Source organism: Nocardiopsis changdeensis, from assembly GCF_018316655.1.
GTDB classification, from domain to species: Bacteria; Actinomycetota; Actinomycetes; order Streptosporangiales; family Streptosporangiaceae; genus Nocardiopsis; species Nocardiopsis changdeensis.
Genome location: NZ_CP074133.1, coordinates 577,339 through 592,699 on the forward strand (window position 1 = coordinate 577,339; position 15,361 = coordinate 592,699).

General features: G+C 73.1%; 18 protein-coding genes. 11 read left to right on the forward strand and 7 right to left on the reverse strand.

From position 1 onward, the window contains the following. Positions 1–56: 56 nt before the first annotated feature. On the forward strand, positions 57–272 hold the full coding sequence (locus KGD84_RS02795) for a hypothetical protein (RefSeq protein ID WP_220564560.1): 216 nt from the start codon (positions 57–59) through the stop codon (positions 270–272). Between the two features lie 86 nt (positions 273–358). On the opposite strand, the gene KGD84_RS02800 is transcribed toward KGD84_RS02795, so the two are convergent. After that, the gene (locus KGD84_RS02800; protein WP_255646996.1) at positions 359–985 is read right to left on the reverse strand and encodes a response regulator; all 627 of its coding nucleotides are present in this window, start codon (positions 983–985) and stop codon (positions 359–361) included. Continuing rightward, positions 982–2,238 carry a sensor histidine kinase gene (locus KGD84_RS02805; RefSeq protein ID WP_255646997.1) on the reverse strand — a complete coding sequence of 419 codons (1,257 nt, stop codon included), beginning with the start codon at positions 2,236–2,238 and terminating at the stop codon, positions 982–984. Before KGD84_RS02805 ends, KGD84_RS02800 begins: the two co-directional genes overlap by 4 nt. Before the next feature lie 120 nt (positions 2,239–2,358). On the opposite strand from KGD84_RS02805, the gene KGD84_RS02810 reads away from it, so the two are divergent. Together KGD84_RS02810 and KGD84_RS02815 are read left to right on the forward strand one after the other, a co-directional pair. Next, complete coding sequence (locus KGD84_RS02810; RefSeq protein ID WP_220564562.1) at positions 2,359–3,552, forward strand: acyltransferase family protein; 1,194 nt, start codon at positions 2,359–2,361, stop codon at positions 3,550–3,552. A 169-nt stretch (positions 3,553–3,721) separates the two neighbouring features. Then, positions 3,722–4,429 carry a hypothetical protein gene (locus KGD84_RS02815; RefSeq protein ID WP_220564563.1) on the forward strand — a complete coding sequence of 236 codons (708 nt, stop codon included), beginning with the start codon at positions 3,722–3,724 and terminating at the stop codon, positions 4,427–4,429. On the opposite strand, the gene KGD84_RS02820 is transcribed toward KGD84_RS02815, so the two are convergent. Beyond that, the gene (locus tag KGD84_RS02820; RefSeq protein WP_220564564.1) at positions 4,345–4,971 is read right to left on the reverse strand and encodes a TetR/AcrR family transcriptional regulator; all 627 of its coding nucleotides are present in this window, start codon (positions 4,969–4,971) and stop codon (positions 4,345–4,347) included. The two genes, KGD84_RS02815 and KGD84_RS02820, sit on opposite strands and share 85 nt — an antisense overlap. Before the next feature lie 57 nt (positions 4,972–5,028). On the opposite strand from KGD84_RS02820, the gene KGD84_RS02825 reads away from it, so the two are divergent. Then, the gene (locus tag KGD84_RS02825) at positions 5,029–5,436 is read left to right on the forward strand and encodes a RidA family protein (RefSeq protein ID WP_220564565.1); all 408 of its coding nucleotides are present in this window, start codon (positions 5,029–5,031) and stop codon (positions 5,434–5,436) included. Positions 5,437–5,472: 36 nt separating this feature from the next. Here KGD84_RS02825 and KGD84_RS02830 read toward each other — a convergent pair whose 3' ends face one another. The 3 genes from KGD84_RS02830 to KGD84_RS02840 all read right to left on the reverse strand — a co-directional run bounded on the left by KGD84_RS02830 (position 5,473) and on the right by KGD84_RS02840 (position 8,155). Beyond that, complete coding sequence (locus KGD84_RS02830) at positions 5,473–6,009, reverse strand: putative immunity protein (protein WP_220564566.1); 537 nt, start codon at positions 6,007–6,009, stop codon at positions 5,473–5,475. 161 nt (positions 6,010–6,170) lie between these two features. Then, positions 6,171–6,848, reverse strand: a complete 678-nt coding sequence (locus tag KGD84_RS02835) for a response regulator (protein ID WP_220564567.1) — start codon at positions 6,846–6,848, stop codon at positions 6,171–6,173. Then, positions 6,848–8,155, reverse strand: a complete 1,308-nt coding sequence (locus tag KGD84_RS02840; protein WP_220564568.1) for a sensor histidine kinase — start codon at positions 8,153–8,155, stop codon at positions 6,848–6,850. Before KGD84_RS02840 ends, KGD84_RS02835 begins: the two co-directional genes overlap by 1 nt. Positions 8,156–8,353: 198 nt before the next feature. On the opposite strand from KGD84_RS02840, the gene KGD84_RS02845 reads away from it, so the two are divergent. After that, the gene (locus KGD84_RS02845) at positions 8,354–9,046 is read left to right on the forward strand and encodes a hypothetical protein (protein ID WP_255646999.1); all 693 of its coding nucleotides are present in this window, start codon (positions 8,354–8,356) and stop codon (positions 9,044–9,046) included. A 123-nt stretch (positions 9,047–9,169) separates the two neighbouring features. Here KGD84_RS02845 and rraA read toward each other — a convergent pair whose 3' ends face one another. After that, the gene (gene rraA, locus KGD84_RS02850) at positions 9,170–9,664 is read right to left on the reverse strand and encodes a ribonuclease E activity regulator RraA (RefSeq protein ID WP_220564569.1); all 495 of its coding nucleotides are present in this window, start codon (positions 9,662–9,664) and stop codon (positions 9,170–9,172) included. Positions 9,665–10,057: 393 nt separating this feature from the next. Between rraA and KGD84_RS02855 the strand changes: the two genes are divergently transcribed. From KGD84_RS02855 to KGD84_RS02880, 6 genes are all read left to right on the forward strand, one after another. Beyond that, complete coding sequence (locus tag KGD84_RS02855; RefSeq protein WP_220564570.1) at positions 10,058–10,738, forward strand: phosphatase PAP2 family protein; 681 nt, start codon at positions 10,058–10,060, stop codon at positions 10,736–10,738. Between the two features lie 156 nt (positions 10,739–10,894). Continuing rightward, positions 10,895–12,346 carry an AAA family ATPase gene (locus KGD84_RS02860; protein ID WP_220565481.1) on the forward strand — a complete coding sequence of 484 codons (1,452 nt, stop codon included), beginning with the start codon at positions 10,895–10,897 and terminating at the stop codon, positions 12,344–12,346. Beyond that, a complete protein-coding gene (locus KGD84_RS02865) occupies positions 12,343–12,909 on the forward strand; it encodes an RloB family protein (RefSeq protein WP_220564571.1) in 567 nt (188 codons plus the stop codon). Before KGD84_RS02860 ends, KGD84_RS02865 begins: the two co-directional genes overlap by 4 nt. Positions 12,910–12,993: 84 nt before the next feature. Continuing rightward, positions 12,994–14,289: a glutamate-1-semialdehyde 2,1-aminomutase gene (hemL, locus tag KGD84_RS02870; protein ID WP_220564572.1), complete on the forward strand. Its 1,296-nt coding sequence runs from the start codon at positions 12,994–12,996 to the stop codon at positions 14,287–14,289. 89 nt (positions 14,290–14,378) lie between these two features. Continuing rightward, on the forward strand, positions 14,379–15,014 hold the full coding sequence (locus KGD84_RS02875; RefSeq protein WP_220564573.1) for a histidine phosphatase family protein: 636 nt from the start codon (positions 14,379–14,381) through the stop codon (positions 15,012–15,014). A gap of 206 nt (positions 15,015–15,220) precedes the next feature. After that, positions 15,221–15,319 (forward strand): 30S ribosomal protein bS22, encoded by a 99-nt coding sequence (locus KGD84_RS02880; protein WP_017621272.1) that lies wholly within the window; start codon positions 15,221–15,223, stop codon positions 15,317–15,319. Positions 15,320–15,361 lie beyond the last annotated feature (42 nt).

A 15,361-nucleotide genomic window follows, 5' to 3' on the forward strand; every position in this document is an offset into this window, starting at 1 on the left:
ACCTTGGCGCCGAACCGGGCAGTGGCATCCGACCGGCAACGAAAACGGGAGGCATCATGATCGCGAAGCTGTCCGAACTCGGCGTCACCTCCGAGATGGCCTACGCCGCCGGCGTCGCCAGCATCGGCGCGTCCGTCCTGAGCTGGGTCGTGTCCAAGAAGAAGGAGGACGCCGGCACCGACCGGGCGGACCGCTGGGGACTCTTCGTCGGCGAGTGGGCACCGACCTTCTTCGCCCTGGGCATCGCCCTGCGCCTCGAAGAGAACAAGTGACCATGGCACCTGTTCCCGGGCGCGGCCCGTCTTGACGGGCCGCGCCCTCCGTGCGCCCTCCATGCGGGCCCCGGGCCCGGAGCGGCTCAGATGATCCCGCGCTCCCAGCCCACCCGCACGGCGGCGGCGCGGTCGCCCACCCCGAGCTTCTTGTAGATGTGCAGCAGGTGCGTCTTCACCGTCGCCTCGCCGATCCCCAGGTGCCTGGCGACGGCACCGTTCGTGAACCCCTCCGACACCAGCCGCAGCACGTGCACCTCCCGGTCCGTCAGCTCCGCCTCGTACCTGCGGCCCGCCAGCGCCGCGAGCGCCGCCGCGGTGAGCACCGGCCTCCCCGCCGCGACGTCGTGCACGGCGCGGACCAGCTCCGCGCGGCGCGCGTCCTTGAGCAGGAACCCGTCGGCGCCCGCCGTCATCGCCCGCCGCACGTCCCGGTCGGTGTCGTACGTCGTCAGCACCAGGATCCGGGGCCGCGTCGGATGGGCCCCGCGCAGCTCGGCGATCGCCTCCACCCCGTCCCCGCCGGGCATCCGGAGGTCCATCAGCACGACGTCCGGGTCGCTCGACCGCACCACCGCGACAGCCTCCCGCCCGTTCGCGGCCTCGCCGACGACCTCGATGCCCTCCTCGCCGCCCAGGATGCCGGCGAGCCCGTCCCGGACGATCGGGTGGTCGTCCGCCACCACGACACGCACCGCGCCCACCCCGCTCACACCGGCACCGCCGCGACCACCCGGCACCCCTGTCCCGCCCGGCTCTCGACCTCGAACGCCCCGCCCACGGCGGCGACCCGGCCGGCCATCCCCGCCAGCCCCTGCCCGCGTCCGCGCGCGGCGGCCGCGGCCGGGTCGAACCCGGCCCCGTCGTCGGTCACCGTCAGCTCCACCCATCCCTCCCGTTCCCCGCGCCGCCCGAGCACGAGCCGCACCGTCGAGGCCCCGCTGTGCCGGGCCGCGTTCGCCAGCGACTCCTGGGCGACCCGCAGCAGCACGTCACCGTGCCGGGCGGAGTCCGGCGCCCCCTCCACGTCCAGTTCCGCGACGATCTGGTGCGTGCGCGCCCAGTTCCTCGTGAGATCGTGCAGGGCCTCGGTCAGCGTGTGCCCGGACAGCTCCCGCGGCGCCAGCGCGCGCACCGCCCGGCGCGCCTCCACCAGGCAGTCCCTGGCCGCGGTCTCCGCCCGTTCGATCCGCTCCCCGGCGGGCGGGTCCACGGGGCCGATGGCCTCCAGTTGGCTGATCACACCGATCAGCCCCTGCGCGACGGTGTCGTGGATCTCGCGGGACAGCCGGGCGCGCTCCTCGCCGACCCCCGCCTCACGCGCCTGTTCGAGGAGCCGGTGGTGCAGCGCCAGGTTCTCCTCGTGCACCGCGGCGAGTTCGAGCGCGACGCGCTCGCGCTCCGCCACCTGCCGCTCCCGCTCCCGGGCGAAGTGCAGCATGAGCATGCCGATCCCCACGTTGACCGCGGCCAGCGCCAGGTACAGCCACGGCAGGTCGGACACCCCCGGAATGCCGCCGCCCTGGCCCACCGCGGTGACCAGCCCGGTCGCGACCGCGGCGACGACGACCTGGCGCCGGCGCAGGTACCGGTCCGCGTCCAGGTACCCGGCGAACGCGGCGATGCAGACGAACGGGTTGAGCAGGGACGCCACCAGCGTGACGGCGAGGTTCGCCGCCACCGCCACGACCGCGACCCTCCCGCCCTGCGCGATCCGGTCCCCGTAGCGGAGCTCGCCGAGGCGGGCCGCGAACAGCACCGCGGTGGGGACCAGCGACCAGGCGAACACCGCCGGTTCGATCACCGGGCCGGTGATCGCGGCGCCGAAGAGCGCCGACACCACCGGGAGCGCCGAGGGGACCAGCCGGACCAGGGACGCCCACCTCGGGAGCGGGCCCCCGGGCCCGGCGCTGTCGCCGTGGCCTGTCGGGTCCGCCGCACCGACGGCACGTGACGCGGTGTTCATGGCAGCATTCTCCCCGCTCCCGGCGCCGCCCGGAAGCGCCCGCGGGTCCACCGATCGGTGGATGCCGCGGACGCCGATCGGCCGAACCGGGCGGGCGTTCCGGCTCCTAGCGTCGTGTGCATGACCCCTCACACGGCGGGCGCCGGGTCAGGCTCGGCGCGAACCCGCATCCACGGCCTCGACGCGCTGCGCGCGTTCGCCCTGCTGCTCGGCATCGTGCTGCACTCGCTCCTGCCCTTCGCGCCGGAGATGCCCTGGCTCGTCAACGACACCCGCACCTCGCCCGCCGCGTTCGTGGGCGTGTACGTGATCCACCTCTTCCGCATGGCGCTGTTCATGATGCTGGCGGGCTACCTCGGCCGCATGGTCCTGACGCGCCGTGGAACCCGGGCCTACCTGCGGGACCGCACGGTCCGCATCCTCCTGCCGCTGTTGGCCTTCTGGCCGGTCTCGGTGTTCTCGCTCGGCGTCCTCGCCACCGTGGCCGCGGCGCAGGGCGGGGGAGCGGCCCCCGAGCCCCCGCCGAGCGACGCGCCGCCGGTGCTGCTCATGTTCACCCCGGGGCAGCTGTGGTTCCTGTTGGTCCTGTTCGAGGTCGTCCTGATCGTCCTCGCCGCGCGGGCCGCCCTGCTGCGGCTGCTGGGCCCGGACCGCGCCGGGCGGTGGTCCGCCCGGATCGGCGGCCTGCTGGCCGCTCCGGGCGGCGTCCTGCTGGCGGCGGTGCCGTACGCCGCCGCGCTCATGGTCCAGGGGACCGACCCGGCCCAGGGGATCAACGCGCCCGTGACGGTCCTGCCGGAGGCCGCGCCGCTGATCGGGTACCTCGGCGCCTTCCTGGCCGGCTGGTTCCTGCACGCCTCGCCGGGCTCGCTCGCCCGGCTGGCGCCGCGCTGGCCGCTGCTGCTGGCCGCGGCGGTCCTCGGCACGGTGTCCATGCTGCTGCCGGTCGCCGCGGGCCTGCCGCTCGCGGTCGGGTCGGGGCTCGTGGCGCTCACCGGCCTGCTGTGGACCTACGGCCTCACCGCGCTCATGGTCAAGGTGTTCTCCCGGGAGCACCCGGCGATCCGGTACCTCGCGGACGCGTCGTACTGGATGTACCTCATGCACCTCCCGCTGCTGGTCGCCATCGAGGTCCCGCTGGCCGGCCTGGACTGGCCGGTCGCGGCCAAGCTCCTGCTGAACTGGGTGGTGACGACGGCGCTGCTGCTCGGGAGCTACCACCTGCTCGTCCGCCGCACCGCGCTGGGCCGCTGGCTGAACGGCCCGCGCCGGCGTCCCGCCGCCGTACTCCCGACGGGCTCCCGCGGTACGTGAACCGCCGCCCCCGAACGCGGATCACACCGGTCACGAACCCTCCGGCCGGCGTCGTCCCGGCCTCCCCGGGGCCTGCCGGAGGGGACACCGGGCGGATAGGATGCGGCGAATCGAGAGTGCACGGCGCCGTGAACCCCGTCTCCGGTTCCCGGAACGAGAACGGAGAAACGTGGCCAGCAGTTACGACTACCAGCTTCCGTTCCACATCAACCAGGTGTGGGACATGCTCCCCCACGCGGTGCAGCGCACCAGGGGGTCCTCGACCCGGGGCAACCCGATGCCCGGCGGCGGTTACCGGTACACGTTCTCCACCGACTTCAACCTGGTCAGCTACGGGCACAACGTGTACATCGAGCTCTCGCCCCACCCCCAGGGCACGAACCTCCGGGTCACGCCCAAACTGAAGTTCGGCCTCGTCGACTTCGAGGGCTCCGACATCGCGGCCAGCCTCCGCGACCACCTCTTCAACATGCTCCGGCACCAGGGCGGCAGGCCGCCCGGCCCGGGCGCGCCCGGCCAGGCCCCGAACGGCCAGGGCCGTCCCGGACCCCCACCCGCGCACGGCGGCCACGCCCCGCCGCCGCCCGGCCACGGCCGGCCCGGGCCGCCGCCCGCCCAGGGCGGCTACGGCCCGCCCCCGGGTACGGCCACCCCGGCCCCCCGCCCGGGCACGGCGGCTACGGGCCTCCCCACGGCCAGGGCGGGCACGGCCCGCGCCGGTAGCGGAACGGGACACGGCCGCGGCGCCCGCCGCGGCCGTTCGCCGGTCCGGTCCCGGGAACGCCGGCGGCGTCAGCCGCCGGCGCCGAGGCCGCGCGCCCAGCCCTCCCCCGACGACCGCCCGGCCGCGTCCGGGTCGTCCCCGGCGGCCCGGTAGAGGCGTGTCAGCCCCGAGGTCACGATGGGCTCGACCTGTTCGAAGGACAGGACCCCGGTCGCGAAGAGCATGCACGCGCCGTGCCCGAGCATCCACAGCTCATGGGCGAACGCGCGCGGTTCGACACCGGCGTCGAACCGCCCCGCCGCCACAGCCCGTTCCACCGCGTCGACGAGGTGGCCGAGCGTGGCGTCCGCCGCCCGGTCGTCCGGCAGCGGCAGCGAGCCGTCGAACATCAGCGTGTACAGGTCGGGGTTGTGCCGGGCCGAGGCCGCGTAGGCGGCTCCCGCCGCGGCCAGGTCGCCGACGGGGTCGTCCGTGGCGGGAAGCGCCGCCAGGCGGGCGGCGAGACGGCCGAACCCCTCCTGGCGCACCGCCCCGAGCAGGCCGGGCATCCCGTCGAAGTACGTGTAGACGGCCATGGTGGAGACCCCCGTCCCTGCGACGAGGCCGCGCAGGCTGACGGTCTCGCGGCGGGCGAGCATGCCCGCGGCGCGCTCGATCAGCAGGCGGCGGACTTCGGGGCGGGCGGGACGGACCACTTGCCCATTCTATATCAGTGCTATTGAATAGCGCTGTTATCGAATGAGGAGGACACCGTGCCGGTCCAGCTGCTCAACCCGTCCGCCCTGCCCCGGCCCGAGGCCTACGCCCAGGTCTCGATCGCCGAGGGCTCCAGGCTGGTGTTCGTCTCCGGGCAGGTCGCGCGCGACGCCGACGGTAACCCGGTGGGGGAGGGCGATCTGGCGGCGCAGAGCGAACAGGCCTACGCCAACGTGCACGCGGCCGTCACCGCAGCGGGCGGGACCTTCGCCGACATCGCCAAGCTGACGGTCCACGTCGTGGACTGGAAGCCGGAGAAGACGGCCCCGCTCGTCGAGGGCGCGATGCGTGCGGCGCGGCGCCTGGGCTTCGACCCCGTCCGACCCATCACCCTGCTGGGCGCCGCGGCCCTGGGCGAGCCCGATCTGCTGGTCGAGGTCGAAGCGGTCGCCGTGCTGCCCTGACCGGGGGAGCGGACGGTCCGGCGGGCGCGCCCGGGTTCAGCCCCGCAGGCCCTCGTCGAGGAGGCGGCGGAGCACGCTCTGACGGGTGCGGCCGCCGAGGTCGCCCGCGGGGAAGCGCCGTGCGACCTCGCGCAGCCCCGGCGGCGCGTGCCCGATCGCCCAGCGGACCTCCTCCTCGCCCACGGTCGGGTCCCCGCCGGCGGCGGCCTCCCGGGCCAGCGCCAGGTACAGCGCGGGCCCGTGGATGTGCTTCACCTGGTGCGGCGTCGCCAGCGCGTGGATGTACGGCGCGCCCACGGCGGCCACCGCCGCGCGTGCCGCGGCCGCGGCCGCCGGGTCACCCGCCTCGCGCGCCGCGGCCAGGGACGCCCAGGCCGCGGTCCGCAGCCGCTTCGTCCGCCGCTCCCCGAGCGCGTACGCCCGCGCCGCCTCGACCGCCTCGCGCGGACGGCCGTCGTCCGGCGCCCCCGCCTCGAACAGCGGCAGCGCCCGCTCCGCGCAGTCGGCCGCCCACCGGGTGAGGACACGGCGCTCGTCGTCGCCCAGTTCCACTTCCCGGGGCCCGTTCCCCATCACCCGTCACCCCTGTCCGTGCCGGGGCCGGTCGGTGCGGCCGTTGCGCTGCCCTGAGAACCATGGGTCATGGGATTCGATCGTATCTTTGAAAGTCCGGTTGAGACCTGGCACGCCCCCGCCTGGGCTTTCCACGGCGAAGTCTCGAACCGGGGTGCCGGTCAGCGGTCGCCGTCCCCCCGTTCCCGGACCCACAGGGCCAGCCGGGTCCGGTCCCGCAGCCCCAGCTTGCGCAGGATGTTCGTGACGTGGTTGCGCGCGGTGCCGTCCGTGATGAACAGGCCCCGGGCGATCTCCCGGTTGGTGGCCCCCGCGCCGATCATCCGCGCCACCTCCCACTCCCGCTCCGACAGCGGCGGCCGCGCCGGCTCCGCCCCCCGGGGCGGCGCCTGTGCCTCGGCGGCCTCCGTCCCCCCGCCCAGGGACGCCACCAGCCGCTCCGCGGCCGCCGTCCCCAGCACCGTCTCCCCGCGTGCCACGCGTTGCAGCGCCGACACCAGCTCCTCCGGCGGCACGTCCTTGAGCAGGTGGCCGCGTGCCCCCGCCCGCAGGCACCCGAAGACGATGTCGTCGTCGTCGAACGTGGTCAGGACGAGCGCCGGCACGTCCGGGTACTCCTCCCGCATCCGCCCGATCAGCGTCGGCCCGTCCATCCGCGGCATGCGCGCGTCCACCAGCGCCACGTCCGGCAGCGCGCCCGCCGCGGCCCCTGCCAGGAACTCCAGCGCCTCCAGCCCGTCCCCGACGTCCCCCGCGACCTCGATCCCGTCCTCGAACTCCAGCAGTTTGCGCAGACCGCGCCGCAGCAGCACCTGGTCGTCCACGATGAGCACCCGCATCAGGCACCGCCCGCATCGCGCGTGCCGTGGACGGCGGCGCCCGCCACGGGCACCTCCACACGCAGCCGGAACCCCGCCCCGGTGTTCTCCGCCGCCAGCCCCCCGCCCACACGCCCGACCCGTTCCGCCAGGCCGCGCAGCCCGAACCCGCCGCGCACCTCCTCCACCGGAGCCCCCCTCCCGTCGTCGGTCACCGACACCGCCACCGTCTCCGGAGCCACCTCGACCTCCACCAGGACCGCCTCGCCGCCGGAGTGCCGCATCGCGTTCGTCAGCCCCTCCTGCACCGCCCGGTAGCACACCAGCTCCGCCTCCTCCGTCAGCTCCGGCCACTCCCCGCCCCGCTGCTCGAACCCGATGTGCATCCCCCCGCCCTGGAACGACTCCGCCAGCGACCGCATCGCGCTCGCCCCCGCCCGCCCCTCCAGCGCCAGCGGCCGCAGCGCCCGCACCCAGCGGCGGGTGTCGGTCAGCGCGTCGCCGGCCAGCGCCCGCGCCTGCGCGACCTCCTCCCACGCCTCCTCCGTCCTCCCGGCCCCGCGGAACCGGAGCGCGTTCGACAGGCACAGCGACAGGGCGGTCAGGTGGTGCCCGGTGCTGTCGTGCATCTCCCGGGACATGCGGGCGCGCTCCTCGGACACGGTCAGCTCCCTGATCCGGTCCGTGCTGCGCCGCAGCTCCCCGTGCGCCGCGGTCAGCTCCCCGTGGGTGCGCTCCAGCTCCTCCAGCAGCTCCCGGGTGCGCCCGGCCCGCTGCGCCGACACCAGCAGGCCCACGGACACCAGTCCCGACGCCACCACGACGAACAGCAGGCCCACCGCCATGATCGCCCCCGCCAGGAGGGGCGTCCCGGGCACGAGCAGTGTCAGCAGCAGGCTGAAGCCGACGACGAGCGCGCCGTAGACGATCCCGCCGGGGACCCCGAAGACGATCACCGCGTTCACCGTTCCCACGCACAGCAAAAGGAAAAGCGCGTGATTGCTGGTGACGAAGGAGGTGAGGGTGAAGACCATGAACGAACCGCTGGCCATTCTTCGCGGCCACGGGGAATGCGGGGACCACGCGAGGAAAGGCCACAGTGCCGCGCAGACGACCAGGGAACCGATTCCCGTCACGACCAGGGAGAGGGTCAGCGGGTCGGCGAGCCCGTCGCCGTCCAGGGGGGCCGCGCCGGTCGTGAACACGGCGTAGACGGCCAGGGTGGACAGCACCGAACCCCAGAACAGCAGCCCCACCGCGCGCGGCGGGCGGTCGTCGGCCAGGCTCACCCAGCGGGACAGGTCGGGGAGGGGGGACGGTGCTCTCATCGTCCGGATACTATCCCCGGCCGCCGGTAAAAGGGGATTTCCGGCTGTCATGGATTTCCGGAGCCGCATACATGACTCCTGTCATATGAGGACCCGCGGAAATTCGGTGACACCGGCATGACGGCGGGTGGATGTGCCCGTGCGCGGCGTTTTCCTAGGGTCCTTCCCAGAGGACGAAGAAGGAACAGGGAGGAACCCATGGAGAGCACGATCGGCGGCACCGCCGCCGAGACCCCCCGCCCGCCCGTCGTCGGCATGGCCGCCGCGGGCCTCGCGATCGCGGGGATGGCCGCCGTCTCCTGGACGGTCTGGCCGGACCTCGCGGAGATGGTGCACGGCGGCAGGTACAACCTGGACGGCAGCCCGAACATGGTGCCCCGGTGGCTCCTCGCGGGCGCCATCCCCTTCACCACGGCCCTCATCGCGGTGATCCTGAGCGCCGCCCCGGCCCTGAGCGCCAGGATCCAGGAGGCGCTGGACCCGCCGGTCCGCCGGACCGCGCGCAGCACCACCCGGGCCATGAACGCCGTCCTGGTCCTGCTCTCCCTCTTCATGCTGGCGGTCCACGCGATCATGGTGTTCAACGGCGCCGGCCGGGACATCCCGACCACGAAGCTCGCGGGCGCCTCGGTGGGAGTGCTCCTCGTCGGGCTCGCGCTGGTCGTGCCCATGGTGGAGTCCGCCGGGGACCGGAACTCCGTTCTCTCCCGCTGGTGGGCGGACACGCGGTGGCCGACGGCGGCGGGGATGGCCGCCGTGGGGGTCGTCCAGACCGCCGCCGCGCTCCTGGTCGACAACGGCCTCCTGGTCGCGATGGTCCCGCTGCTGCTGCTCCCGGCGATGGTGCTGGGAGCGGTGTCCCCCCTGCTGAAGCGCCGCAGGCGCGACTGACGGGAACGCCCTGGCACGGGCGCGGAGCGAACGGCGGGGCCCCACCGACGGGCACCGCCGTTCGCTCCGTCGCGCGTGCGGGCCGGGCCGTGCCGCGGCCGCGCGTCCTCCCCGCCGCCCGGGTCAGATCCTCTCCGCGTTCACGACGATGCCGTCCTCGTCGCTGTACAGCCACTCCCCGGGGACGAACGTGACGTCCCCGAAGGTCACCGGCACGTCCAGCCGCCCGGCGGCGTCCTTGGCGGACTTGCGCGGGTTGGAGCCCAGCGCCTTGACGCCCAGCTCCAGCCCCGCGAGCGCGACCGTGTCCCGCACCGCTCCGTGGACGACCACCCCGGCCCAGCCGTTGGCCACCGCGGCCTCGGCGATCATGTCGCCCATCAGGGCCGAACGCAGCGACCCGCCGCCGTCCACCACCAGTACGGCGCCCCCGCCGGGGGTGTTGAGCACCTGCTTGACCAGGCCGTTGTCCTCGTGGCACTTGACGGTGCGGATCGGGCCGGAGAACACGCTCCTGCCGCCGTACTGCCGGAACTGCGTGGAGCAGCTGCGCAGGGTGTCGCCGTGGTCGTCGATGAGGTCCGCCGTGGTGAAGTCCGCGGCGCTGTGCTCGGTCATGTCGGCTCCGATCCGGGGTGAAGCGGGTGGACGCCACTCAAGCTACCCAGGAGTAGTCCCCCGCCCCCGCCCGGCACCCCGGATGGGCGCCGAGGTGGGCGCCCCGGCGCTCCGGTGGTGCCGACGGCCCCTTTCGGCGATGGCCGCCTCCGCCCGCCCACCCCTTCGTGCCGGTCCGTCCATGTCCGGTTCATCCTTTCGTGGGGAACACCCGTCTCTTTCGTCGATCCCGGCCCTCACGGGCCTTGAGGCCCCCGTTCCGGTGTCAGGATGGAACCTCGGAAGTCACCGAATCGTGGAGATACCGTCACCTTTCGGTCGACCCACCGACCCCACGTCGCGAATCCTCCCCCGCACTCGCGCGACCCTCCCCGACGACACCCCTGGAGAGAGATGGTCTCCGAGATCTTCGACATCAGTGCCGCCTGGTCCCGGGCCGTGATCGGGTTCGCCGCCGGACTCGACCCCCGTGTGCAGGAGGCCGCCCACATCGGCACCGACCTGTTGCTCGCGGTCTTCGCCGTCCTGTTCCTGGCCGCCTGGTGGCGCGCCCGCTCCGTCGACTCGCGGCTGGTGGGCCTGGCGCTGTTCGCGCCGGTCGCCACCGTCATCGCCTACGGCGTCAGCCGCACCGTCAAGTCGTTCGTCGAGCAGCTGCGGCCCTGCCAGGCCATGACGGACCTGACCACCATCGCCACCTGCGACCCCGTCGGCGACTGGTCCTTCCCGAGCAACCACGCCGCGATCGCGGGCGCCGCCGCCGCGGCGGTCGTCATCGCCTGGAAGCACATGGCCCCGGTCGCCGCGGCCGTCGCCGTCCTGGAGGCGTTCTCCCGCGTCCTGGTCGGCGCCCACTACCCGCACGACGTCGCCGTCGGCCTGCTGCTCGGCGCGACCGTCGCCACCGCGGTCTCCCTGGCCATGGCCCGCCCCCTGACCGCCCTGGTCGACAGGGCCGCCGGGATCGCGCTCCTGCGCCCCCTGGTCCGCTCCGCCGCCGCCGACGCGCCCCGCCCCGGCGGTACGGACGACGACACCTCCTCCACCGGCCCCCGCTCCTACGCCGGCGTCTGACCCGCCCCGCCCCGCACCCCCGGCGCCCCGGCCCCTCCCGGCCGGGGCGCCCGGCGTCCCCATGTTTGCGGCCATGGGGTCGTGGCATTCTTCCTGTGTGCGGTTTTTCCGCATACAAGGCAGTGAAGCCTTCTGTTGATGGGGGAGAAGACCGCGATGCTGTTGAGTTTCCGCGTGGAGAACCACAAGTCCATCCGTGAGGAGCAGCAACTCCTTCTCACCCCGGTCTACGAGGACGCGCGCCCACGGACGGCCGACTGGGAGGCGGTCACGGTCGCCGGGATCTTCGGAGCCAACGCCTCGGGCAAGTCCAACCTTCTGGACGCCCTCGCGCTGATGCGGAACACGGTCAGGTGGTCGATGCGCGACAACGAGCCGGGCGGAGGGATGCCGAGGTATCCCTTCGCGTTCGAGGCGGAGGCCCGGAAGGAGCCGTCCGCATTCGTGGTGGACCTCGTCCTCGACAGGGTCAGGTACACCTACGGCTTCGCCATCGATGACGAACGTGTGGTCGAGGAATGGCTCTACTCCTACCCGAAGAGGAGAAAACGGGTGGTCTTCGAGCGAGAAGGCGATGCCTTCTCCTTCGGAGAGCAGGCGTCGGCGAAGCTCCGTCAGGTGGAGTCCATCACCGCCGAGAACACGCTTTTCCTGACGGTCGCCGCCCGTGCTTCGAACGCGGAGGTGGAACCGGTCTACCACTGGTTCTCCCGTTCGCTTGTATTCGCTTCGGAGCGCCGCGGCGATCTTCCTTCCTGGCTCGGCGCCGGGAGCGTGTCCGAGGATTCTCTGGAATCCCTGGCACGTCTACTCGGATCCGCCGGTACCGGAGTCCAGGCGATCGAGCTCGCAGAGCGGCCGACGAACCGCGCGGCCTTCAGGACGGTCACCGTGGAGAAAGCACGCGGATCCGCCGAGGGGGAGGGCGGTTCCGGTGGTGATCGTCCTTCCGCGCCTTCTGTTGAACCCGACATGGATGAATTCCTGCACGGTCGGATTTCGATGGATTCCCAGACTCGAAGATTGCTCCTCGAAACACTCCGCAGGTCATGGACGAAGCCGGGAGGACCGAGGTTCGCTTCGAGTGGCGAAACCCTCCTGTTCCACCATTCCGGGAGCGACGGTACGTGCCCCTTGAACTGGGACCAGGAGTCCTCGGGCACAAGGACCCTGGCCACGCTCGGTTTCGAGGCCCAGCGTGTTCTGGAGAGCGGTGGTGTGCTCGCCGTCGACGAGATCGACGCGAGCCTCCACCCGTACCTCTCCGCCGCGCTCATCGCGCTCTTCCGGGACGAACAGCGCAACCCCGAGGGAGCCCAGATGGTTTTCACCAGTCACGACGCCGCCCTGCTGGGGGACATCCGCGGTGAGGAGGTCCTCCAGCGGGACCATGTCTGGTTCGTGGAGAAGGACGAGCGGTCCCGGACCTCGCTCTTCTCGCTCAGCGATTTCAAGCCCCGGAGCGACGAGAACCGTGCCCGCCGTTACCTCGTGGGACGTTACGGCGCGGTCCCCGATGTGAACGACGAACTCTTCCGGGAGGCCCTCCGCCGCCGGACGGCGAAGCCCGGGCCCCTTCCGGAGGCGACGGAGGAGAGCCTTCGATGAGCAGGCGCGCCAAGCGCGAGAGCCGGCTCGACCGCCGATCCCGGTTCCGGGAGGAGAAGCAGGTCCACCTCGTCGTCTGCGAGGGGGAGACCGAGAAGGGCTACTTCGACTCCCTGCACCGGCACCCGGACGTGCGGGTGCACACCGTCCGTACGCGCAAGGCCAAGCATCCCCAGCGCGAGGCGGTGGTCGCGACCGCTGCTCGAGCGTCGGGTGACGAGTACACCCGGGTCTGGGCCGTCTTCGACACCGACGGCGCGGATGTGCGTGATCTGGTGGCCCGCGCCCGTAAGAACGGCGTCGAACCCGTCCCCTCCACCCCCACCTTCGAGACCTGGCTCATCCTCCACATCGACGATCACCGTTCCCCGCTCCTCTCCGGGGACAAAGCGGAGAAGAGACTCAAGGCCCTCATGCCCCGCTGGAGCAAGGGCGCGACCGACTTCGCGGATTTCGCCGACGGCCTCGACCACGCCTGCGCCCGGGCCGGGAGACTTCCCGAGGGCCATGATCCCTGTACCTCTGTGCACCTCCTCATTCGGGCGGTACTCCGCGGCGGGTGAGGCGGGGCGGATGGCCGAAGGCGGCCGCGCCGGTGCGGGGCGGGTCACGGTTCCGCCGCAGTACACAGCTGACACACTGGTGAGGTGGGTACTCAACAGACTTCAGCAGAGCTCTTCGAGCGGGCCACCGCCGTCGTCCCCGGCGGGGTCAACTCCCCGGTGCGCGCCTTCGGCGCCGTCGGCGGCACCCCGCCGTTCTTCGTCAAGGGCGAGGGGCCCTACCTCATCGACGCCGAGGGCCGGCGCTACGTCGACCTCGTCTGCTCGTGGGGGCCGCTCGTCCTCGGCCACGCGCACCCCGACGTCGTGGCCGCGCTGCACGGCGCGGTGGACTCCGGCACCTCCTACGGCGCCCCCACCCCCGGCGAGGTCGAGCTCGCCGAACTGATCGTCGAGCGCACCCCCGTGGAGAAGGTCCGCCTGGTCAACTCCGGGACCGAGGCCACCATGTCCGCGATCCGCCTGGCCCGCGGGTTCACCGGGCGCAGCAAGATCATCAAGTTCGCGGGCAACTACCACGGCCACGTGGACTCCCTGCTGGCCGCCGCCGGGTCGGGCCTGGCCACGTTCGCGCTGCCCGACTCCCCGGGCGTCACCGGGGCCAGCGCCGCCGACACCCTGGTGCTGCCCTACAACGACATCGAGGCCGTCGAGCGGGCCTTCGCCGAGCACGGCGAGGACATCGCCTGCGTCATCGCCGAGGCCTGCCCCGCCAACATGGGCGTCGTCCCGCCGCGGGCCGGGTTCAACGAGCAGCTCAAGGGCATCGCCCACTCCTACGGCGCGCTGCTCGTCCTCGACGAGGTCCTCACCGGCTTCCGGGTCAGCGCCTCCGGCTGGTACGGCCTGGAGGGCGTCGCCCCCGACCTCATGACCTTCGGCAAGGTCATGGGCGGCGGCCTGCCCGCCGCCGCGTTCGGCGGCCGCGCCGAGATCATGGACCGCCTCGCCCCCGGCGGCCCCGTCTACCAGGCGGGTACCCTTTCCGGGAACCCGCTGGCCACCGCCGCCGGACTGGCCACCCTGCGCGGGGCCACCCCGGAGGTCTACGCGCACATCGACCGGGTGTCCGCCCAGGTCGCGTCCGAGGTCTCCAAGGCCCTGAACGAGGCCGGAGTGGCGCACCGGGTCCAGGGCGGCGGCAGCCTGTTCACGGTGTTCTTCACCGACGCCGACGTCGTGGACTTCGACACCGCGCGCACCACCGACACCGCGGCCTTCGCGGCCTTCTTCCACTCCATGCTCGACCAGGGCGTCTACCTGCCGCCCGCGGCCTTCGAGGCGTGGTTCTTCTCGGCCGCCCACGACGAGGCGGCGGTCGGGAAGGTCCTGGAGGCGCTGCCCGCCGCGGCTCGGGCCGCGGCACAGGCACAGGGCTGACCCGCCGGGTCCGCACCGAGACCCCCGGCGCAGCCCCGCACACAGGCCCGCCGGGCCCCACCAGATCCCCGAAGGAAAGACATTCGACCATGACGACGACCACCGTCGTGCACCTGCTCAGGCACGGCGAGGTGTACAACCCGGACAAGGTGCTCTACGGCAGGCTCCCGGACTTCCACCTCAGCGAACGCGGGCAGCAGATGGCCGAGATGGCCGCCGAGTGGTTCGAGGGCCACGACATCGCGGCCCTGTACTCCTCGCCGCTGGACCGGACCCAGGAGACCGCGGTCCCGCTCCAGAAGATGCTCGACCTGCCGGTCACCCTGGACGACCGCCTCATCGAGGCGTCCAACAAGCTCCAGGGCATGTCGCTGTCCCGCAGCTCGGTGCGCGACCCGCGGGTGGTCAGCCGGATGTACAACCCGTTCCTGCCGTCCTGGGGGGAGCCGTACAAGGAGATCCTCGCGCGCATGGTCTCGGCCATCAAGGTCGCCCGCCGCGCCGCCTGGGGCCGGGAGGCGGTGTGCGTCAGCCACCAGCTGCCCATCTGGATGTCGCGCCGCGCGGCCGAAGGAAGGCGCCTGTGGCACCGCCCCGACCTGCGCGAATGCAACCTCGCCAGTGTCACCTCGCTGACCTTCGTCGACGAGCGGCTGGCCAGTGTCAGCTACGCGGAGCCCGCGGCGTCCCTGTACGTCGAGGGCCCCTCCGTCCCCGGGGCCTGACCCGGAGCGCACACCCGGAGCGGTAAGCTGGGCCTTCGGGTGCGGTGGGCGCACGTCCGTCGGCGGCCGTCCCAGGACGGGCCCCCGACCCCGCGGTCCGCGCACTGCGCGCGATCCCGGGGCCCCGCGCACCCGGACCCCTTGCCGGATCCGCCACGGCGGTGCGGCATGCTCTGTATCCATCGTCAGCGAGAGGGTGATCCCTGATGGGTTCCGTCATCAAGAAGCGTCGCAAGCGCATGGCGAAGAAGAAGCACCGCAAGCTGCTCAAGCGCACGCGTATCGCGCGTCGCAACAAGAAGTAGTACCGTCGCGGCGATCGTCGTCTCTCCGCGGGCGTGGGCGTG

What these genes read in the sequence shown, in the direction of transcription:
- KGD84_RS02795 (WP_220564560.1), top strand. Translation starts at nt 57, where the DNA reads ATGATCGCGAAGCTGTCCGAACTCGGCGTCACCTCCGAGATGGCCTAC.
- KGD84_RS02805 (WP_255646997.1), bottom strand. Translation starts at nt 2,238, where the DNA reads ATGAACACCGCGTCACGTGCCGTCGGTGCGGCGGACCCGACAGGCCAC.
- KGD84_RS02810 (WP_220564562.1), top strand. Translation starts at nt 2,359, where the DNA reads ATGACCCCTCACACGGCGGGCGCCGGGTCAGGCTCGGCGCGAACCCGC.
- KGD84_RS02830 (WP_220564566.1), bottom strand. Translation starts at nt 6,009, where the DNA reads ATGGGGAACGGGCCCCGGGAAGTGGAACTGGGCGACGACGAGCGCCGT.
- KGD84_RS02835 (WP_220564567.1), bottom strand. Translation starts at nt 6,848, where the DNA reads ATGCGGGTGCTCATCGTGGACGACCAGGTGCTGCTGCGGCGCGGTCTG.
- KGD84_RS02840 (WP_220564568.1), bottom strand. Translation starts at nt 8,155, where the DNA reads ATGAGAGCACCGTCCCCCCTCCCCGACCTGTCCCGCTGGGTGAGCCTG.
- KGD84_RS02845 (WP_255646999.1), top strand. Translation starts at nt 8,354, where the DNA reads ATGGAGAGCACGATCGGCGGCACCGCCGCCGAGACCCCCCGCCCGCCC.
- rraA (WP_220564569.1), bottom strand. Translation starts at nt 9,664, where the DNA reads ATGACCGAGCACAGCGCCGCGGACTTCACCACGGCGGACCTCATCGAC.
- KGD84_RS02855 (WP_220564570.1), top strand. Translation starts at nt 10,058, where the DNA reads ATGGTCTCCGAGATCTTCGACATCAGTGCCGCCTGGTCCCGGGCCGTG.
- KGD84_RS02860 (WP_220565481.1), top strand. Translation starts at nt 10,895, where the DNA reads ATGCTGTTGAGTTTCCGCGTGGAGAACCACAAGTCCATCCGTGAGGAG.
- KGD84_RS02865 (WP_220564571.1), top strand. Translation starts at nt 12,343, where the DNA reads ATGAGCAGGCGCGCCAAGCGCGAGAGCCGGCTCGACCGCCGATCCCGG.
- KGD84_RS02875 (WP_220564573.1), top strand. Translation starts at nt 14,379, where the DNA reads ATGACGACGACCACCGTCGTGCACCTGCTCAGGCACGGCGAGGTGTAC.
- KGD84_RS02880 (WP_017621272.1), top strand. Translation starts at nt 15,221, where the DNA reads ATGGGTTCCGTCATCAAGAAGCGTCGCAAGCGCATGGCGAAGAAGAAG.